Raw genomic sequence first — 19,479 nt, forward strand, 5'->3', positions numbered from 1 at the left:
TTCAATTTTCTTTTATAAAATATACACTATCATATTTCAGCAATTTATATAGGAGGAAATAAAATGATTGAAGCGATCATGCACGGAATGATTCTGGCGTTTGGACTCATTATTCCATTAGGTGTACAAAACGTCTTTGTGTTTAACCAAGGTGCTAGTCAGCCAAGTATTTTGCGGGCTACACCAGTTATCCTAACCGCATCTATCTGCGATACAATTTTAATATTAATTGCGGTACAAGGTGTATCACTTATGCTTCTTACCTTTTCGTGGCTAACAACCACACTTTATGTAATTGGATTTTTCTTTTTAGTTTATATGGGTTGGATGGTTTGGAAAAGTGAGTCTACAAAAGAGACGATTGAGGCAAAATCAATGACTATCAAAAAGCAAATTATCTTTGCCGCCTCTGTTTCTTTATTAAATCCACATGCAATCTTAGATACGATTGGTGTGATCGGTACAAACTCTATCCAATATGTAGGCAGCGAAAAATGGGCTTTTACTTTCACAACAATTACGGTTTCTTGGCTTTGGTTTATCGGCTTAGCATTTGCAGGGCGCATGATTGGAAAAATAGATTCATCAGGAAATACAATTACAATTCTAAATAAAGTTTCAGGGGTTATTATTTGGGGAGTTGCTCTTTATATGCTGAAACAACTTATTACTTAACAAGTAAATAATGAGAGTCACATATTATATGTTGTAAATATGTGACTCTCATCCATACTCGCAAACACAATAAATCTATAGCTAGCATGCACATTGAATAACAGGACAAATTAAGAAATTGGTTTCGGCTGCCGCTTCAGAATAGATTGGTCTTTCTCTGGTTTAATCCAAACAATTGTAACCACTGCTCCAATTATCGCAAAGATACTTGTTAAATAAAAAACTTCATGATCTGCTCCCTTCATAAAAAAAGAATAGAGTGGCGGTCCTGCAGCTACACCGATAAAACGCATCGAACTATAGAAAGAAGTAACCGTCCCTCTCTGTTCTTTTTCAATTCCTTGAGTAATAAGAGCATCTAAACACGGTAAAGCGATCCCAATGCCAATCCCCATAATAACAAGACAAATAATTAATAAGTAAATTCCTTTTAAAAATAATGGAAGCATAACAGACACTGCTGCTAGTATGAATCCGGTATATATAAATTTTTTCATAACACCTTGGTCATCACCAATTTTCTTTCCAGCCATGTATGAACTTATAGATAATACTAGCAATGGAATTGCAAGTATACACCCTTTCCAAATTCCATGAATGTTGTACTTCTCTTCCAATGTCGTAGACAAATAAAAAAGAATTCCAAATAATATGAGCATAACGATAGCACCTAATACAAAAATCGCGACTAACCATCTTCCCTTTTCTCGAAAAGTTGAACCAATTGATTGAATAAATTCTTTAAAAGGCGGGGCCTCATTTGCTTGTTTCTTTGCTTTTACTAACAATAATAATAAAACGATAGAAACAGCACATAAAACTGGGATGGACCAAAATGGTAAAAACCATACGATTGCTGCAAGAGCTGATCCTAATATCGGACTAAGGACTTTGCCAAATGTGTTTGACGTTTCAATAATACCTAATCCGGTACTTACTTGTTTTTCATCTTTATATAAATCGCCAACACATGGGATTACAACTGGCATTGCTCCAGCAGCACCTATTCCTTGAATCGCTCTTCCAATTAAAATCCAAACATACGGATTTTCTACCTTCCATGATACCCACCCCGTTATACCGCCTCCAATAGCTGCAATTAATAAACTCGGGACCATGACCATTTTACGTCCCCACCGGTCTGATAAATAACCAGCTATAGGAATTAATAATATAGCTAAAATGGAATATATAGTAATAATCATAGATACTTGAAAAGAAGAAATATGCAATTTCTTTTCGATTGTTGGAAGGATTGGAATGAGCATTGAATTTCCTAATGTCATAACAAGTGGAACAGATGCAAGTGCAATTAAACAACTGTTTTCTTTTTTTAACATGTTAATTTCGAAACCTTTCACATTTATTTCTTCCATGTAGTAGCCCTGATAAAATTCGATTATAAATTTCATCAGGGCTACTATATGTCATCTGCTTTTTAGCTTATATAACAAAAGAAATTGGAGTATAACATAGCATTACTTCTATTTTTCCAATCCATTTAACAGCACATTCATGCTATTAAATGGAAAACTTCTTTTTACTTTTGAAAAATGATACAAAAAAAGAAAGGAAGAACTCTTCCCTTCTTTTATACAGCTTTACATTAACGAGTATATCCGCCACCAAGCTGTTGTTCCGCCATAGCTACAAGACGTTTCGTGATTTCACCACCAACAGAACCATTTGCACGAGAAGAAGTATCAGCACCAAGTTGCACACCAAACTCTTGCGCGATTTCATATTTCATTTGATCAAGAGCTGCTTGTGCTCCATTTGATACTAACTGATTAGAACTACGATTTCTAGCCATTTCCGTTCACCTCCTTTACATATTAAAATGGATAGATTTTCAAATGAAATACATGGTAAATTATGGTTTTTTATGATTTTAAACTTTACATCCATAAAGAAAGAATCTCACAAAGCGGATCTCCCTGAAAAAGTCCATCTAATGAAAAAAAGAAGTTCACTAACTATTATGTATAGAATGTGAACTTCTTTTTATTTTCTATATATGGAGAAAATACATGTTTTTTTCGAAATAATCGCTTCTTCAACGCCCTTACAAAAAAGAGTTTCTTTTTTATTCACTCTAGTATTACATTTGTTGAAAAAACGAAAATTTACATTTTGTTATTATCACAGTCGTACATATTGTGTACTTTATGAAGTTAATACTGTCATTTGTTTTCTTCTTAAACGAATGATTTCCTCTCGCAAAACATCTTTCGCACCATGTCCAAACCATTCTAGTGAAGCAAAATGTTCCGTATCTTGAATTTCTCTAATAATTTCTTCATAGTTCACAACACCTTCAAATAACGGAACCATTCCTTTTCGACTACCAGCTGAAGCATATACATTATTAGGCTCAAAGACATCTAAATGAGCAGCTGCAGATATATTCTTCATATGGTAATGCTGTACCCAAGGCTTTAATTGGCGATAGCTTTCTACTGGATCGGCACCAGATTCCCACATATGGAGAAAATCAAGATTAATTTTTAAATATGGATGATTTACCTCTTCTAATAAATTTAGAGTTGAGTCTAAGCAATCTGTTAATGTATTCGGATGTGTTTCTAATAACACGTACATATTGTGTTGCGCAAATAAATCACAGATAGTGCGAATGCGCTTTACATATTTCTGACGTTCTTCTTTTGTAAAGCTGTCGCTTCGTTTTTGTCCAGCAAACGTACGAATCTTATTTGTATTACACCAATTTGCTAGCGATGCTAATTGCTCTGATTTGTTCATTGTTTTCTCAAAATCTGCTGACAATGAAATATCTAAATAATCACTTATCATCACAATTTTCAGATTTTTATTTTTCAAAAAATCTAGTTGTTCTTCTGTCACTTTACGTTCTTGTTCATATAAATTTTGTGCATGAATCCCCCATAATTCAATTCCTTCAAACCCGTTCTCATATGCAAATTGAACTATATCAGTAAATGAAATTAGCTGATGGCGAAACGAAATAGTACATAACGAATACTTCATAAATTCAAACCCCTTTATTTCAAATTCAATAATGATTGTTTATACAATAACAGACTGATTTGTTCTTATGTTTTTCCATGCTACAAACTGCCTCTCTAGCTCCTGTTTAATCGTAAATTCAATTTCATTCATCTCATTTAATTTTTCAACAATTGATGATAACATCTCTTTATTGTTTGTCATTTCCATTTTTATTGCTTTATACTGTACATTTGTAAAACCTTGCACGATATCTTCTACACGATCACACCAATAATCAAATTCTGTTTCAGAGTATTGTAATGTGTCACGAAAATATGCGAATGCATGTTCATAACTATATTTACGGATGGCCAATACAGGGATTTGCTTCACTGCTGGTATTAGTTTAGAAAGTTCCGCTTCACCATTTACCATTCTTATGACCAAGTCTTTTACTTTCATCGTTAATTCATTGTAATCCCTTTTGAATGTTTCAACAAAATAACTTTCTACCGTTTCCTGAGAGGGTTCCTGAACTGTCTGTACATCAATGAAATATCCCCCACCAAACGGATTATTTTCAATAGAATGAATGACTTTATCCTTTGCCATATTACCTTCCCAACGAAAATCAGGATCAAACATAAACCATTCGTCTTCCAGATTTGTTTTCTCTATCATTAAGTAATGTGGAAATGGTTTTTGATGAAATTTATTTTCTCTCTCTGGCAATAGTGACATATCTACCATTACAATGACATATCGATTTTCTGGTTTTTTCTCTACTAAATCTAAAAAAGTCTCTAAATTTGTTTGTTTCTCTTTTGAATGATCATACCATTCGTTTACTTTGATCCCATATAGTTTTTCGTACCAATATAAGTAACCTTTATGGCTAATGTTCTCAGAATGATAAGAAAGGACTCCTTCCTCTGTTATATCAAAATCCCCATCCCATAACCCAAAGTAAAAAGGTCGAAAATCTATATCACTACGCCTTTTAATAATTTCACAAAAACAACTCACTAAACAATGAACTTTAATTGAAGTCATGTTTTCACCCGTTTTCTAAAATATTAGTTATTTATATCCACTTGTAACGGTTGTAACTCTTCCATAAAATCTAGTAATGAACCTATAGTAGAAAAAGCTTTTGGATCTACTTCATCCTCTGGTACACATAATTGTAAATCCATTTCGATATAAACAATAAGTTGCAGCATCATGACAGAATCAATATATAAATCTTGATTTAAACGCATTGTATCTTTTAAATCTGTAACATTTTTCAATTCCATTTTTTCTACCATAATTTTCAATACATCCATCCTTAACATTTCACGATTCATTCTGTTATTCCCCCATCTCTAACAGCTTACGACTCACTTTTCCAGTTGCATTTTTAGGAATGTCCGTTACATTTTCTATTTCATGCGGCACCTTATAAGAGGGCAAATGTTGTATACACCATTTTCTTATTTGAACAGGATCAATACTAGAAATCACTTTCGCTTTTACAATCTCCCCCATTACAGGATGTTTTCCGCGATACACAATTGCCTCTCGAATTCCCTCTAGACGAAGCATCGTTTCCTCTACTTCTATTGGGAATACTTTCAAACCAGCCACGTTAATTACATCATCCATACGCCCAACAAAATGTATCCCACGTTCTGATCTATATCCCAAATCTTTTGTATAAATCACTTTCTCTCCAATTGTTACCACTATTTCTTCAGGCTGGTTTTGGTCATTACTAATACGCACAGACGTATGGGGAAGTGGTTCTCCTAAATCTAAATGTGTGTTCATATTGTGACAGATGCTAATGCAACCCGCTTCCGAACATCCGTACTGCTGCATCATATACTTTGTTACCCCTTTGAGTTTACAAAATAATGATTCTGGCAATGGTGAACCCGACGTCATCACTTTATGAAACTGAAAAGTACCTTGTGGAAAACTTCCCATAATATGTAGCATAAGCGGTACTGCATATACGATATGTTTTGGTGTATTACGAATAATATTTAATGCGAATTTCGGATTTTTATTTGTAATAACAATCGGCTTACTCCCTCGCATGATTGCAGAAAGTGTCCCACAAATTAAACCATATGAATGAGAAACAGGAGCCAATACAATGGGTACTTCGTCACCTTCGCACTGCAATGCTTCATTGTAAGCATCTATCTCTCTTTCAATTTCTTTCCAGGATCTTTGAATTAGTTTCGGTTCACCAGTTGTTCCTGAACTATATTGCAATAAGGACGGTTCATTTTTTATTTGATCTTCACTATTCAGTTTTATAAAATGCTTGGAATCTCCATATAAAAGTCCAAAGCATGCTGCACCTTTTGCTATTTTAACAGCTGTATCTCTCGGTGTCTCTCCATGAATAAGTAATACAGATGCTCCTTTTTTCTTTAAAAAGAAGACAAGCGTAATCATGTCAAACGGATCTGTTATACAAAGGGCAAATCTATTTCCAGTCGCATCATGAAACTGTTCCATGTTTTCATACATTTGTAGTCTTAATTCAAAATCATTTTTACTATATTCTTGTTTGTTTACGATTAACATAATTCTCCTCCATAATAACAATCTTACTTTTTATAAATTGCAGTGCGTTATATAATGGATTCGGCACTTCATGTACAAGCGCTTCAATATCTTTATATAAACGGCGTTTTGTTAATTGTTCCGCTCGAAATGTAGGTGTATATAACTGTAACTCTTCAAAGCGTTCATATAAGTGCTGAGAACTTGTAAAGTGGCTCTCTAATTCTTCTACAACAAGTATCCAAAATCTCTCTTCATTAAATTCATATTCATTCGCAAATAGTAACGCTAGCTCGCCTAAATTGAATAAAAAGAGCGCATCTAATACCATTTCTTGTAGACACCTCATACTATCCATTTCAAAAAATTCATTGAGCTGTCCATTCGCATACATATTATGTACTTTTGTAAAATCAGGGCATTTTTCTAGATCTTTTAAATATGGACGATAAAACTCAAGTCCTTCATGAAAATCCTTTAGCGCAACCCGAACTGGCACACCTTGTTTATGAATCAAAATCATATTTTGTCCATGTGATTCTAGCGCAATACCATGTTCTACTAATAAGTGCACAACTGGCAAAACTGCTTTTTGAATAAGCTCACGGAGCCAATTTTCAATTCCATTTTGCTTTAGCCACGGCTCAATGAAAGGTGTTCCATCTTGCTCTTTTGCATATAATGCATTAAACGGAATAGCCTCCTCCACTTCTTCTAAATGTGTGTGAATACTTTCACGCCAAATGCACCCTAATGAACCATATGTAGATTGACCTGGTGGATCATACGTTACACCTGCAAATTCTTGTAATAAAACAACACGTGCCTCATCTCGTAAATATGAGTCACCTCTTACCAAATCTGTTAACCATTTTGAAATAGTAGGGGCACTAACAACTGAATGTGGCTTTAATATCCTAACAGTTGATGTATTTAATAGGTTCATAGAAAGCTTCACATAAGGTTTCATACAATTGGTAGCATTTTGTAAAGTACGCATCGATTGTTGTGCAAAATATTCATCTTGGGATTGTTCTATAAAAATAATGTGCCTATTGTGTATATGTTCAGCATAATTCGGAATGATATAATTTTCCCATTGCCATGGATGAACAGGCATGAACGTATAATCATTTGGGTTGCATCCTATATTTTGAACAGTAGAACAAAATTCAATCAGTTTGCTCTCTCCTACTTCTTCTCTCACAATATGATTGACATCATCTTTAGACATAGTACCTACATGAGTATGTTTATCATGGACAGCAATCCAAATAAGTTTTATCGATTGTTTAAATTCGAAACCATATTGGTAATTATCAAGATACTGAAAGCCAATGCGTGCTTTATAGCTTGGGTGATAAGGATGTCCATCTATTAAATGATTTTCCAGCTCATCGTATGTACTCTCTACAAGTTTCTCTTTTGTTTCGTGTCTTTCATATTGAGCGATTGTATCTTTAAAGATTGTTTGTTCTAACTCCTGAATAAAGGAACGTAATTTCACTTCATCTATCTGAACCCTTTTAAAAACTTCATTTAAAAATTGTGCAATGGATGTTACTTCTTCTTCTCTATCATTTTGTATTCTTACAATTGATTTTTCAGTTAAGCGAATACGACCAAATGTCATTCGTTCTTGACCCCAGCATTTATATATGACACTGTTCCCACTTTCATCAAACCCTGAAATTATAAACATTATATCTTCTTCCCCTTGTATCTGAATGGGAGAAATAATTTCCTCGTAAATTAACGACTCTATTAATTGACGAAAAACTCTTCGCCTAACAGCAATATAACGCTCTGATTGAACCGCTTTCATTACTCTTGTATGATAAAGCTCTTCCTTCATAGTCTCCTCCATGATAGAAATTAATAAAAATACCATTTGTATATTTCTTTAAATTTCAAAATTATCTACACACGAACAACGCTTTCTCTTTCCGCATGCTTTCCTGTCTCTTCTTGAAAGAGAGGATTATCAACTTGGACATAGATAGCTTGCTCAAGAGGACTTGTTAATTCATCAACATCAAAAAATCTTGTTAATAAATTTGCTTTACACGGTAATTGTTTATCTTTCAATAACCTTTCTAAAAATGTAGATGGTTCACGATTATACGTAAGAAGCGATTCAAGTGTAATCCTTAATTCGGAAAGGAGAATTTCTTCGTCTATTAAACCCGCTGTACCAAATCCATTTATTAATCCAAACATATGATTAAAAATTAAATAGTAACGGAACCTTTCATCTGCAATACTATCATCATATAAATTACCACTCTTTTCACCAATACCAGCTAATTCGGCATCTAAAATATGTTTCATTGAGTTACAGAAATAAAACCCTTGATTATCACGGAAATAAAATTTTACTGGATAACCATCTTTCAGATGAATCACGCTGTTTTGTTGATGTGCCTCTAATGCAACTCCATATTTTAAATACATCCATACCATTGGTTTCAGAGAAATGTTCAGATACCTCCTGAACCAATCTAAACTTACCTCTTCACAACTTCTCCCTTCTTCTTCCGCAAGATGATAAATAATATTTGCTAATCTCGTTCTCTCACCTGGGAGTGCATCTTGAACAAGCGCAGCTAAGAGTGTTGCATTATTAGCATTTTCACCGTAAAAAGTATTTTCGCGAATGGTTACTTCGAACCCTGATTCTTGCCCTTCAATTCCTAACGTGATATAGGCAGGATCACATATAAAATCAAATCCTGGAAACTTTTCTCGTACTTCTCCGATTTTTGTTTTTAGTATATTTTTCCCTTCTATCCCACTTTCAAGCTCTTTCAATTTATTAATACGCATTGAATTTGTGACCTTCACAGGAAAAGAAAATTTAAACATATAATTTGATTCTGGATGATACATTGTTCTGAGCGAAGATGTTGCCATATATGGTTTTCCAACTGATCCGAGATACTCAAGAACACCTTGATCTATCCAGCTTTTCACATAAGGCTGATGTAATAACCATTCCGCCTGAAGTGGATGAATTGGAATTAAAGAGTAGTCATCTTCTTCACAATAAAGTTCAATAAATTCCATACTCACAAACGAGTCTTTCCTTAACTCCTCTTTTATGATTTCTGTTGCTTGTTCCATAAGAGCTGATTTTTCTCTTACTAAATTTTTATGTGCTCGAAAATAGTGTAGCTGACATGCTCCTTGTAATTCAGGTGAATACATTGAGCTTTTCCAATTTAGTATTCCTTGTCTACTCTTTGGTGTAGGATGGTTTAAATGCCCAAAAAGTAAAGATTGCTCTGCCTCTATAAAGGTCGTATGTAAACCATATAATTTTGCAGTGTCTTGTTCTCGCTTCTCAATAAACTCCTTAATATTTTGACAACTCCGAATAACCCGAAGTAAAAGTTCGTCTGGGTTTGTCCCATCTCCATAATTCATGGACATTTCCTTTATTAGTAATGTAATAACCGTTACATAATCTGCTTTCACAACATGACAACCTGTTCCAATTTGATAATAGAAGTGCTTTCCAAACAGATGACGGCCTGTTAGTGATTTATATATAACTTCTGTATATAAAGTAATGTTTTGTGCCGATAACCGACAGCATAAATATGTTGAATCAGGACTGGTATCCTTTGTACTACTAAAGATGTTACTAATATTTTCATCTTCTGTAACCCATTCTCCACATCCTGTCTCACGTAAATAACAATTTAAAAAGCTTTGCATTGTTGCATGTTCCGCGATTTGTTTCGCATGCTGCATATTTGTCCTCCTCTTAAAAATGTTGCTATCGAAATTTTTATTTTTTACAATAACAACCAGAAAATGATTATCATTATCAAATAAAATTCTAATTGATTATCATTATCAATTCAAGTGTATATTTCAGAATTTTTTTATCATAATTAAATTTTTGGTTTTTTAGTCATATTTTTTCTATAATTTTAAACTTAATTACAATCTCATTTCTCAATGGATTATAGATCCCGTACATAAAAAAGAGACATACATAGTATTTTGTACATCTCCTTTTGAAACCAATTTGTTGTTTACATAATTATATTATTTCTATACTTTCTTTCAATCTGATATTACTCTATGAAGGTAATTTATATCTCTCCAACAATACGCCGTTTCTTGAACATTTACTCTCTCTAAAAACTTTGTATCAACTCGCTCTGGAGAAAACTTTTCATAAAAACCTATTGAAGGGTTATTCGATATAACCCAGACTAATACAGAATCAATATCATTTTTTATAAATTCTGACATAAGTGTTTGAAATAATCGCTTCCCTACTTTATATCCTTGGTATTCTTTCAAAAGATAAATTGCATATAATTCTCCATCACAATCATATTTTCCTGTTCTTTCGGGCCCACCATCAATAAATCCTATAATTTTCTTATTTAACGTTTCTGCTACATACCTATATTGATTTCCTACCGCTTGTTTAAAAATACTTTTCCATTGTTTTTCCCGACTCTCATATGTTATATTATCTATAATTTTATCAGGTAATATTCCTTTATATGTTGTTTTCCAACTATCAACATGTACTTTCACGATTCCCTTTATATCCTTTTCTGTTGCCTTTCTGATTTTTATGTCCATTTCTTCTCCCCCTTTTGTTCCTCATTGTATCAAAAAGAGACACAATATCTATATAGATAAACAAAATAAATTAAAACCCTCCTTAAATCTTCATCTTACTTCTACGATTACAATAGAAAAAAACAGACGACAAATCAGGCTTGATAAAGTGCAACTTGAATCAGTAAAAGCGTTTTTCATCTCCTGCTTATTATTCCTCATCTAAACTCTTTACTTTCACTGAATGTTTAACTAAAAATGATACTGTCCGCAAATAACCGAATAACAAAAATGAATCTAAAATAAAAAGGATGAATCTCATCATCCTTTTTATCTCATATCACCTTTTCAACTTTTCTAACTACCTACTCTCCACCTCAACCGAAATAATATGATCAATTTCTTTTAGAGAGCTGTATAATTCAGTTGTATATAAATCTTCAGGTGCCAATATAACCATTTCTAATTGCTGAGATTCACTATCAATATCTTTAATTTTCACGCGTTTTACTTGCATGTTTAAGTTATTAATTTGTTTAAAAATACCATCTAGTTCCCGGTGCTCATTTACGATAATTTTAATAGCTACATCCTTTTGTCTTAAAGAATAAGGACCTGCTATTTTAACAAGATGAGGCAATACATTTATAGCTAATATAATTAAAATCATCGCAACTGTTGCTTGTATATAAAAACCTGCCCCAATTGCAATCCCTAAAGCAGATGCTGCCCAAACCATTGATGCCGTTGTTAGCCCTGAAATAACATCATTATTTCTTCTTAAAATAACTCCAGCTCCTAAAAAGCCGACGCCACTCACAATTTGAGCTGCTAAACGCATTGGATCCATATTTGTATGGCCTGGTGAAGAGTAAACATTCACAGATTCAATCGAAACTATCGTAATTAAACAACTTGCTACAGAAATGACCATACTTGTTTTCACACCAAGTGGCTTATTCTTTAACTGCCTGTCAATCCCTATAAATAAACCTAAAAAGAGCGCTAAACCTAATTTGAGTAAAAATTCATATGTCATTTTTCATTCTCCTTACTTATATGATGTTCATCATTTCGTTTCTTAAACATCATTTTCTCCCTTAAATATAAAACTATAACTCTTTTAGAATTTTATTTCCATTCTTTTCTGCTCTACAAGTTAAAAAAGCCGAAAAAAACATCATAATTTAAATGTTCTCTCGGCTTTTTTGTCTGTATGATTCAATTTAGATACTGTATGATTTTTCGACATATAAATCACTGCTACGAAGAAAAGGTTTATATCATTTTTAAATTTGAATTTATATATTTTATTATTGTTCCTTAATCTTGATTTTCGCTTCTTTATAGAATGCTAATTTTCCTTCGTTATACTCTTTTGTATATCCATTAAACTTCTCTTTTTCTTTTTGCATTTCTTCCGTTAATTTATTTAACTCGTTCACTTTCTCGCTGATTTCTTTTAACTTTGTTTCTTTTACTTTTAACTTTGCATACAGCTCTTTTTCAATCGCCATTGATTTCACATAGTTTTCATTCATTTTTTGAAAAGCATCGTAACGTTTTTTATAAGCTTCTTCTACTTTTTTCGCTTGTTTTTGTATTTGTTTATCTTTAATTTTCTCTACATTACTTTGAACTGCCTTCGTTTCTTTTTGTGCTTTCTCTAATGCATCTTTTTCACTTTTTAATATTTTTTCACGCTCTTCTACATTTGAAACTGCTTGATCTAGTTTTTGTGCAACAGCCTCATTATGCTCTTTTCCTTCATTTAAAACTTGAGTATATAATTCTTGTCCTTGTTTTTCTAGGGTCTCTAATTTTTTCGCATCTTCAAACAACGACTTCTCTTGTTTAGCTGCATTTTCAAATGCAACAAATAGATTTTCTTCTGGTTTTTCACCAAAACAACCTGATAATAATCCTACTGATAGTACTCCAACTAATGCTACTTTTCTATAACTCAACTTCTTTTCCTCCTATGTTACATACGTTTGTCATGCCAAAAGTTCAATGAGAAGTGATCAGCTTCATTATATGCTTCAAATTCATATCCTTTTTCTTTTAACCCTTTTATAATCGCTGGTACTGCTGCAACAGATTGTGGATGAATATCATGCAATAAAATAACTTCTTTGGGATTCTTTGCACTTGCAATTACATTTTCAGCAATTTTGGCCGAACCAACATCGACTGGCATTTTGTTATATCTCCAATCTAAAGAGTCAATCGTCCAATCCCAAACTTTAAGATCACCTTCTACTACTTTGTTACGGAGCGCTTCATTTAAACCAGGCATAGAACCATATGGAGGACGTGTTAATTTTGGAGATTCTCCAATAATATTAGCTATTAAACCTTGATCTTCTTTCATTTCATTCACATACTCGCCACTTGTATATAGCCTCTTGAAATTGTGTGTCATACTATGCATACCCACATAATGACCTTCTACTTTCTCACGCTTTACTAAATCTGAAAACTGTTTTACATTTGCACCAATCAAGAAGAATGTTGCTTTCGCATCATTTTGTTTTAATATATTTAGTAGTTCAGCTGTATATTTTCCTGGTCCATCATCGAATGTAAGATACGCAACTTTTCTTACTTGACCATTAAATTGAGCTGGTGCCGTTTTATTCATTTCCACTTTTGACTGCTCACTTGCAAGTTGTACTGAATTTACTTGATTTGCCACTGCCCTAGCCGGTGAAGTGATTGATTGAAACACAAAATACCCAACTGCGATCGCAATAATAGCCACTATTGTAACTATAATGCTTTTTACATTAAATACATTTCCCATTCTATGAAATCCCTTTCTTTCTATTAATTTATATAATTCTTCCATTCATATTAATATATATTCAATTTCTTTTTAACCTTCAAAAATGAACATTATCAAATTATATAAAGGAAGTATTACCCTAATTATTATACTCTTTAATCATTAAATAACTATATATACATTTTATTATATATGTAAACATTTTAAAATAACTCCAATGGTATTTTTCCCATTATATATATATTTTAAATAAAAAAGATTGGCTAGGTGCCAACCTTTTTTATTTTTGTACTGCTTTTGGCGTAACACCCAGATGTTCATTCAATTTTTTAGAGATGTCTTGCACATTTTTTTCGTTTGGAATGTAGTAATAAATACCACCCATACGTTTATCAGTACCTTCTATTTGCATTTTCTCCATTTGCAAATCATTTCCTGTCATATTTCTTGCAATAGACAGCATATCATCAAATGTTAAGTTCGTTTTCATATTGCTATCAATAGCATCCAAAAGGGAACCTAATTTACTAATTGATTGGACAGACATTGCTTTTTTCGCAATCGCTTCGATAACGAGTTGTTGTCTTTGACCACGCATTGCATCACTATCAATTTTACGTGTTCTCGCCAATGCTAGAGCCTGCTCTCCATTTAAATGTTGATAACCTTTTTCTAAGTGAATCATACCTGCTTGATCTTTACTATCTTGTTCTGTAAATGCAACTGGAACATCCACATCAATACCGCCAAGTGAATCTACAATTTTTACGAAGGAATCAAAGTTAAATTTCACATAATAGTCAACTGGAACATTTAAAAATTTCTCTACTGTATCCCTTGTACTTTCAACTCCACCAAATACATGTGCATGCGTAATTTTATCCATTTTCTTTTTTGATGGAATATATACGCGGGAATCACGTGGAATACTTACTAATTTTACTGATTTATCATCTTTATTAATTGTTGCCAATAGTAGTGCATCCGTACGAACAGCTTCTCCGTATTGTCCTTTTCGAATATCACTTCCATCAACACCCATGATTAAAACAGAAATGTTATCTTTTAATGGCTCAACCTCTTTATCGCGCTTAGTCGATTTTTCAATTTGTGCATATGCATCACTGACAACCGCTTTTGCTTTATTATATAAAAACGAACCATATCCTACTCCACCAAAAATGAGTAGTAAAAATGGAATCAAAATGAACCATTTCACAGATTTTCTTTTAGAACGTTTCTTTTTACTTCTTGTATTTTGTTCTAATTCAGAACTCATGTCTATTCTCCTCTCTTTCTCTTATCCTAGTATACTTCATGTTTATTAATCTTCATATTGAATTTCATTTCATTCACCTTACATTTTTGTAAGGTTTCATTTTAAAGAAGTAAAATCAATATGTATTTCATTTCACATTATACTCTCGGATTTTATTTTAACAAGACGCCAAATAACATTTTCAAAAAATTTACAATTTCGTTTTTCAATACTCGTACAAAAGACCGCCAGTTAGTACTTTCATTTCATAACTAACAGAATCTTTCTAAATAATATTTTTACTTTTCGGTCATTTTTGGTTTGTAAATCATTTTCTTTCCTTCTTCAAAAATAACAGCTGATTTTGCTGGTACTTTTGTATCTTCTGTTTGCACAAGTTTATCTTTTGAAAGATATGCAAAATTCGTCATCTCTTCTGTCACTGCTTTCTTATGAAATGATTCCCATGTTTTCAAATGATGCGTAATTTTATCCCGCATTAACGGGCAGTAATACTCCGACCTCATCTTTTACCTTCATACTCCCCCATTCCCGATGATGTGTTGTAATTACAGAATCGTTGTACACGAATTTATATAAAGGGATTGAATACACAGAATTTAAATATACTTGCTTATATTCTTCTTTGACTGGCACTTGTTTTGCTTTCTCTTGTAATGTTTTAAATTCACCCTTCTCTACAATATTGTTCTGATACAATTTCGCAATATTCATCGCATCATTATCAGTCACGTACAGTTGAAAACCGTATAATTTATTTTTACTACTACATACTCAACAAATCCTTAACCTAAAAATGACTACAGCACTTTTGTACACGTGCTGTAGTCATTTTTTATCTATTAATATGATATCTATAATCACAAGCAATTTGCGCCATACACAATATAAGCCCCAAGAAATTCTAGACTTTCTGATACATGTTACAATTTTTCTATACAAATATCCGCTTCACTTTTGACAACTACTCCCTCATGATCAATATCCAGTTCACAAACCTTAAATACCGGAAATACTTTCCCTAACTGTTCAGCAATTTCCCGACGTTTTTCATATGGAGTTAAAATAAAAACAGAAGGTCCTGCGCCACTAAGTGCTGTTCCGTATGCTCCAAACTTTTTTGCATACTCACGAATCGAAGACAAGAGTGGAACAAGCTGCGAACGATATGGTTCATGAAATCGATCTCTTTCCATCATTTCACCAACAACATTCCACTTTTTTTGACATAATGCTCCTACTAACACGTTACTTATTGCACTTGCACGCACAGCATCATGAAATGGCAATGTTTTGGGTAATACAGATCGACTTTTATTTGTATCTAATTCCTCATTTGGAATAAGTGAGATGACTCCCAGTTCTTTACTCTCTATCCTTACAACAGATACATAATTTCCATCCATTGCCCCGATGACTGTGCCACCTAAAATAGAAGCTGCTACATTATCAGGATGCCCCTCAAAGCTTGTAGCAAGGTGTACTTTTTCATCCGTTGTTAAATGTAATTCTCCAAGTTGATTAGCAAGTTCTATTCCTGCTACAATCGCTGAGGCACTGCTCCCTAATCCTCTTGTAAGCGGGATATTACTAGTAACTTCTATTATATGGGGATCTAAAGACGGGCATACCTTGCGTGCTGTACTTATGATTAAATTTCTTTCATCATTTGGAATAGACGAATCAAAGGAATGAAGAACATGCCAATGTGTGGACCTTTCCCTAACAGTCATTTCTAAATACAGTGATAATGCCATTCCTACAGAATCAAAACCAGGTCCCAAATTTGCTGTACTAGCTGGAACACAAATTTTAAATGGAATCACGAAACAATCACTCCTTTAATATGTTCTTTAATTTTTTCCATATCGTTTGAAACACTTGCAATCTCTAAGTGGTTAGAGGAAATTGCAATATCAGGATCTTTCAAACCATTTCCTGTTAATACAGCGACAACTGTCTCTCCCTTATGGATTTTTCCAGCTTGAACATGTTTGATTACACCTGCTAAGGAAGCATTTGACCCTGGCTCTGCAAAAACTCCCTCTGTTTTCGCTAACAACTGATACGCATTTAAAATTTCTTCATCTGATACCATATCAATTTCACCATTTGATTGTTCCGCCGCTTCTACAGCATAGGACCAACTTGCTGGATTCCCAATGCGAATCGCAGTTGCAACTGTTTCTGGTGAATCAATGACATGCCCTTTAACAATTGCAGCTGCTCCTTCTGCTTCAAAACCATGAATTCTTGGTTTTTTAAATCCCTTTTCTTTTTCATACTCACAGAAACCTTTCCAATATGCTGTAATATTCCCTGCATTTCCAACTGGAATAGCAAGAACATCTGGCGCTTTTTGCAACTGATCACAAATTTCAAACGCAGCTGTTTTTTGACCTTCAATTCGATATGGATTCACCGAGTTTACTAATGTAATCGGTTCTTCTGCTGCGATTTGGCGTACAGCTTGAAGCGCATCATCAAAGTTTCCTTCTATTGAAATAATCTCCGCTCCGTATGCGATTGCTTGTGCTAACTTTCCCTGAGCAATTTTCCCTTCAGGTATAACAATAATACACTTCATCCCAAGGCGAGCAGCATATGCTGCTGCCGATGCTGATGTATTACCTGTTGAAGCACAAATAATTGCCTGTGATCCTTCTTCTTTTGCTTTCGCAACCGCCATCACCATTCCCCTGTCTTTAAAAGATCCTGTTGGATTAGCACCTTCATATTTTCCATATAAATGAATCCCTAATTCTTTAGAAATATTCAGTAGTGGAATGAGTGGTGTATTTCCTTCCATCAAGCTTACATCTGGTGTATGATCATTCACCGGTAAATAAGAAGCATATTGCTTTAATAATCCTTTATACATATTGTTTCTCCTCCTCAATAGCGTAATAACTTTTTATTTCATTCGCTACACCATCTATTAATGCTAAAACTTTTTCAAACTGATATTTTGAAGTTTGATGCGTCACAATTACAATTTCCGCAAGCTCTTGATTAAATGGAAGTTGCATAATCTCTTCTAAACTAATCAATTCATTGACGAAACATTCTGTGATTTTCTGAAACATTCCTGGTTCATCTCGTAATAAAATACGTAAAAAGTATTTCGAAACAATTTCTTCATCCTGTTTTAATTTATAAGGCACTGACTCTTTTAACACATCTTGACTTTTCATTACTTGATTCATATTTTTAACGATTGAAATAATATCACTCACTACAGCAGATCCTGTTGGTAATTTTCCAGCTCCTGGCCCATAAAACATAACTTCCCCAACCGCATGACCGTGTACATATACAGCGTTAAATTCGTTATTCACATTAGATAGTGGATGATGGCTCGGTAATAAAGTAGGCGCTACACTTAAGTTAATAGCTGAACCTTGCTTCTCTGCTTTCCCAACCAGTTTCATAGTAAAACCTAGTTTCCTAGCCATTTCTAAATCTTCTTTCTCTACATTTCGAATACCTCGAACATGTACATCATCTAAAGAAACATTCACTGAAAATCCTAAGTTTGCAAGAATAGCCACCTTTCGCGCAGCATCTAGTCCATCTACATCTGCTGACGGGTCTGATTCTGCAAAGCCTAATTTTTGTGCTTCTTGCAATGCCTGCTCATATGACCAACCATTTTGACTCATTTTTGTTAATATATAATTTGTTGTGCCATTTACAATTCCCATAATCTTTTCAATATGATCAGAAGCTAAGCCGTCTACTAATCCTCTTAAAATTGGAATTCCTCCAGCTACACTTGCTTCATAATATAACTGACAGCCATTTTCATTTGCTAATTTTAATAATTCATTGCCGTATACGGCCATTAAATCTTTATTTGCAGTTACAACATGTTTTTTATTACGTAACGCCCTTTCAATAGACTGTTTTGCTTCTTGAATTCCCCCCATTACCTCTACTACGATGTCAATGTTAGGGTCTTCTAAAATTTCATTTGCATCACTTGTTATCTTAATTCCATCCATTGAAACATCACGTTCTTTTTCCACATCACGTACTGCCACCGCTTTTACCTTTACTTCATACCCTGTATCAAGACTGATTTTCTCCTTGTGATCTTCCAAAATATGAACGACACCGCTCCCTACAGTTCCAAGTCCTAACACTCCAACGTGTACTACATTTCTCATTTTTAAATCTCCTCCTATTTTTCAAAATACTTGATGATTAACTTCTCCCCATTTACGCAGTCAATGGTGATTCTCGTTCGGATCAATTTTTTCATTCAACTGCACCTCCTTTCAATTCAGCATTAAATTTTATAAAAAAACACACTCATCCCTAAAAAGGGACGAGTGTGTTTTCGTGGTTCCACCCTTGTTCCAATCCAAATATACATTCATTTTGAATTGCTCAAGTTCAGATAACGGCTGAGACCGCCAATAATTACTAGATTTCTCGTTCACTACCAGAGTTCAAAGGTGGTAAGATTATTTTCCGTGTTAGGAAGCTCGCAGCCTATGGCCTCCCTCTCTGCAAACCGTAAAAATAATCTCGTGTCCTTATCATTACTTTTCGTTCGGTTCTATTTGTTAATTCATTATACGTACATATTACGAAAAAGCAAGAAAAGTTTTTA

At 33.6% G+C, this 19,479-nt stretch carries 17 protein-coding genes, 1 pseudogene and 1 other annotated feature; of the genes and pseudogenes, 1 reads left to right on the forward strand and 17 read right to left on the reverse strand.

All coding sequences use genetic code 11. The annotated features are described in order from the left end of the window. Positions 1 to 63: 63 nt before the first annotated feature. Entirely contained in the window at positions 64 to 675 is a 612-nt protein-coding gene (locus tag M014_RS0113800; protein ID WP_026592276.1) for a LysE/ArgO family amino acid transporter, read from the forward strand. 110 nt (positions 676 to 785) lie between these two features. Here M014_RS0113800 and M014_RS0113805 read toward each other — a convergent pair whose 3' ends face one another. The 17 genes and pseudogenes from M014_RS0113805 to M014_RS0113890 form a co-directional block, all read right to left on the reverse strand. Beyond that, positions 786 to 2,051 (reverse strand): MFS transporter, encoded by a 1,266-nt coding sequence (locus M014_RS0113805; protein ID WP_051588576.1) that lies wholly within the window; start codon positions 2,049 to 2,051, stop codon positions 786 to 788. Between the two features lie 230 nt (positions 2,052 to 2,281). Beyond that, positions 2,282 to 2,488: an alpha/beta-type small acid-soluble spore protein gene (locus tag M014_RS0113810; RefSeq protein ID WP_026592278.1), complete on the reverse strand. Its 207-nt coding sequence runs from the start codon at positions 2,486 to 2,488 to the stop codon at positions 2,282 to 2,284. A gap of 353 nt (positions 2,489 to 2,841) precedes the next feature. Further along, complete coding sequence (locus M014_RS0113815) at positions 2,842 to 3,684, reverse strand: sugar phosphate isomerase/epimerase family protein (protein WP_026592279.1); 843 nt, start codon at positions 3,682 to 3,684, stop codon at positions 2,842 to 2,844. A gap of 39 nt (positions 3,685 to 3,723) precedes the next feature. Beyond that, positions 3,724 to 4,698 (reverse strand): DUF6005 family protein, encoded by a 975-nt coding sequence (locus tag M014_RS0113820; protein WP_026592280.1) that lies wholly within the window; start codon positions 4,696 to 4,698, stop codon positions 3,724 to 3,726. A gap of 23 nt (positions 4,699 to 4,721) precedes the next feature. After that, positions 4,722 to 4,994, reverse strand: coding sequence for a petrobactin biosynthesis protein AsbD (asbD, locus tag M014_RS0113825; RefSeq protein WP_026592281.1), 273 nt, complete (start codon positions 4,992 to 4,994; stop codon positions 4,722 to 4,724). Positions 4,995 to 4,998: 4 nt separating this feature from the next. Beyond that, positions 4,999 to 6,228: an AMP-binding protein gene (locus M014_RS0113830; protein WP_026592282.1), complete on the reverse strand. Its 1,230-nt coding sequence runs from the start codon at positions 6,226 to 6,228 to the stop codon at positions 4,999 to 5,001. After that, positions 6,200 to 8,062 (reverse strand): IucA/IucC family protein, encoded by a 1,863-nt coding sequence (locus M014_RS0113835; RefSeq protein ID WP_026592283.1) that lies wholly within the window; start codon positions 8,060 to 8,062, stop codon positions 6,200 to 6,202. Before M014_RS0113835 ends, M014_RS0113830 begins: the two co-directional genes overlap by 29 nt. 65 nt (positions 8,063 to 8,127) lie before the next feature. Next, positions 8,128 to 9,963 (reverse strand): IucA/IucC family protein, encoded by a 1,836-nt coding sequence (locus M014_RS0113840; protein ID WP_026592284.1) that lies wholly within the window; start codon positions 9,961 to 9,963, stop codon positions 8,128 to 8,130. Positions 9,964 to 10,281: 318 nt separating this feature from the next. Further along, on the reverse strand, positions 10,282 to 10,815 hold the full coding sequence (locus M014_RS0113845; RefSeq protein WP_026592285.1) for a GNAT family N-acetyltransferase: 534 nt from the start codon (positions 10,813 to 10,815) through the stop codon (positions 10,282 to 10,284). 340 nt (positions 10,816 to 11,155) lie between these two features. After that, complete coding sequence (locus tag M014_RS0113850; protein ID WP_026592286.1) at positions 11,156 to 11,833, reverse strand: MgtC/SapB family protein; 678 nt, start codon at positions 11,831 to 11,833, stop codon at positions 11,156 to 11,158. A 274-nt stretch (positions 11,834 to 12,107) separates the two neighbouring features. Next, complete coding sequence (locus tag M014_RS0113855; protein ID WP_026592287.1) at positions 12,108 to 12,761, reverse strand: YkyA family protein; 654 nt, start codon at positions 12,759 to 12,761, stop codon at positions 12,108 to 12,110. 17 nt (positions 12,762 to 12,778) lie between these two features. Beyond that, on the reverse strand, positions 12,779 to 13,600 hold the full coding sequence (locus tag M014_RS0113860; protein ID WP_026592288.1) for a peptidoglycan-N-acetylglucosamine deacetylase: 822 nt from the start codon (positions 13,598 to 13,600) through the stop codon (positions 12,779 to 12,781). 262 nt (positions 13,601 to 13,862) lie between these two features. Next, complete coding sequence (locus M014_RS0113865; RefSeq protein ID WP_026592289.1) at positions 13,863 to 14,861, reverse strand: LCP family protein; 999 nt, start codon at positions 14,859 to 14,861, stop codon at positions 13,863 to 13,865. Positions 14,862 to 15,139: 278 nt separating this feature from the next. After that, positions 15,140 to 15,515: pseudogene (locus M014_RS28335) on the reverse strand (glycoside hydrolase); the annotation flags it as partial. Between the two features lie 269 nt (positions 15,516 to 15,784). Further along, positions 15,785 to 16,687, reverse strand: coding sequence for a homoserine kinase (gene thrB, locus M014_RS0113880; RefSeq protein ID WP_026592292.1), 903 nt, complete (start codon positions 16,685 to 16,687; stop codon positions 15,785 to 15,787). After that, positions 16,684 to 17,742, reverse strand: a complete 1,059-nt coding sequence (thrC, locus tag M014_RS0113885) for a threonine synthase (RefSeq protein WP_026592293.1) — start codon at positions 17,740 to 17,742, stop codon at positions 16,684 to 16,686. The genes thrB and thrC overlap by 4 nt, the downstream gene beginning before the upstream one ends. Further along, positions 17,735 to 19,030 carry a homoserine dehydrogenase gene (locus M014_RS0113890; RefSeq protein ID WP_026592294.1) on the reverse strand — a complete coding sequence of 432 codons (1,296 nt, stop codon included), beginning with the start codon at positions 19,028 to 19,030 and terminating at the stop codon, positions 17,735 to 17,737. The genes thrC and M014_RS0113890 overlap by 8 nt, the downstream gene beginning before the upstream one ends. 154 nt (positions 19,031 to 19,184) lie before the next feature. Next, positions 19,185 to 19,418 (reverse strand) — a binding site (T-box leader). Between the last annotated feature and the right edge of the window lie 61 nt (positions 19,419 to 19,479).

The organism is Bacillus sp. UNC437CL72CviS29, assembly GCF_000482345.1.
Classification (GTDB): Bacteria; Bacillota; Bacilli; order Bacillales; family Bacillaceae_G; genus Bacillus_A; species Bacillus_A arachidis.

Coding starts and splice junctions, on each gene's coding strand:
- thrC (WP_026592293.1), bottom strand. CDS start 17,742: ATGTATAAAGGATTATTAAAGCAATATGCTTCTTATTTACCGGTGAAT.
- M014_RS0113890 (WP_026592294.1), bottom strand. CDS start 19,030: ATGAGAAATGTAGTACACGTTGGAGTGTTAGGACTTGGAACTGTAGGG.
- M014_RS0113830 (WP_026592282.1), bottom strand. CDS start 6,228: ATGTTAATCGTAAACAAACAAGAATATAGTAAAAATGATTTTGAATTA.
- M014_RS0113860 (WP_026592288.1), bottom strand. CDS start 13,600: ATGGGAAATGTATTTAATGTAAAAAGCATTATAGTTACAATAGTGGCT.
- M014_RS0113820 (WP_026592280.1), bottom strand. CDS start 4,698: ATGACTTCAATTAAAGTTCATTGTTTAGTGAGTTGTTTTTGTGAAATT.
- M014_RS0113800 (WP_026592276.1), top strand. CDS start 64: ATGATTGAAGCGATCATGCACGGAATGATTCTGGCGTTTGGACTCATT.
- M014_RS0113835 (WP_026592283.1), bottom strand. CDS start 8,062: ATGAAGGAAGAGCTTTATCATACAAGAGTAATGAAAGCGGTTCAATCA.
- M014_RS0113810 (WP_026592278.1), bottom strand. CDS start 2,488: ATGGCTAGAAATCGTAGTTCTAATCAGTTAGTATCAAATGGAGCACAA.
- M014_RS0113805 (WP_051588576.1), bottom strand. CDS start 2,051: ATGGAAGAAATAAATGTGAAAGGTTTCGAAATTAACATGTTAAAAAAA.
- M014_RS0113845 (WP_026592285.1), bottom strand. CDS start 10,815: ATGGACATAAAAATCAGAAAGGCAACAGAAAAGGATATAAAGGGAATC.
- M014_RS0113840 (WP_026592284.1), bottom strand. CDS start 9,963: ATGCAGCATGCGAAACAAATCGCGGAACATGCAACAATGCAAAGCTTT.
- M014_RS0113850 (WP_026592286.1), bottom strand. CDS start 11,833: ATGACATATGAATTTTTACTCAAATTAGGTTTAGCGCTCTTTTTAGGT.
- M014_RS0113865 (WP_026592289.1), bottom strand. CDS start 14,861: ATGAGTTCTGAATTAGAACAAAATACAAGAAGTAAAAAGAAACGTTCT.
- asbD (WP_026592281.1), bottom strand. CDS start 4,994: ATGAATCGTGAAATGTTAAGGATGGATGTATTGAAAATTATGGTAGAA.
- M014_RS0113815 (WP_026592279.1), bottom strand. CDS start 3,684: ATGAAGTATTCGTTATGTACTATTTCGTTTCGCCATCAGCTAATTTCA.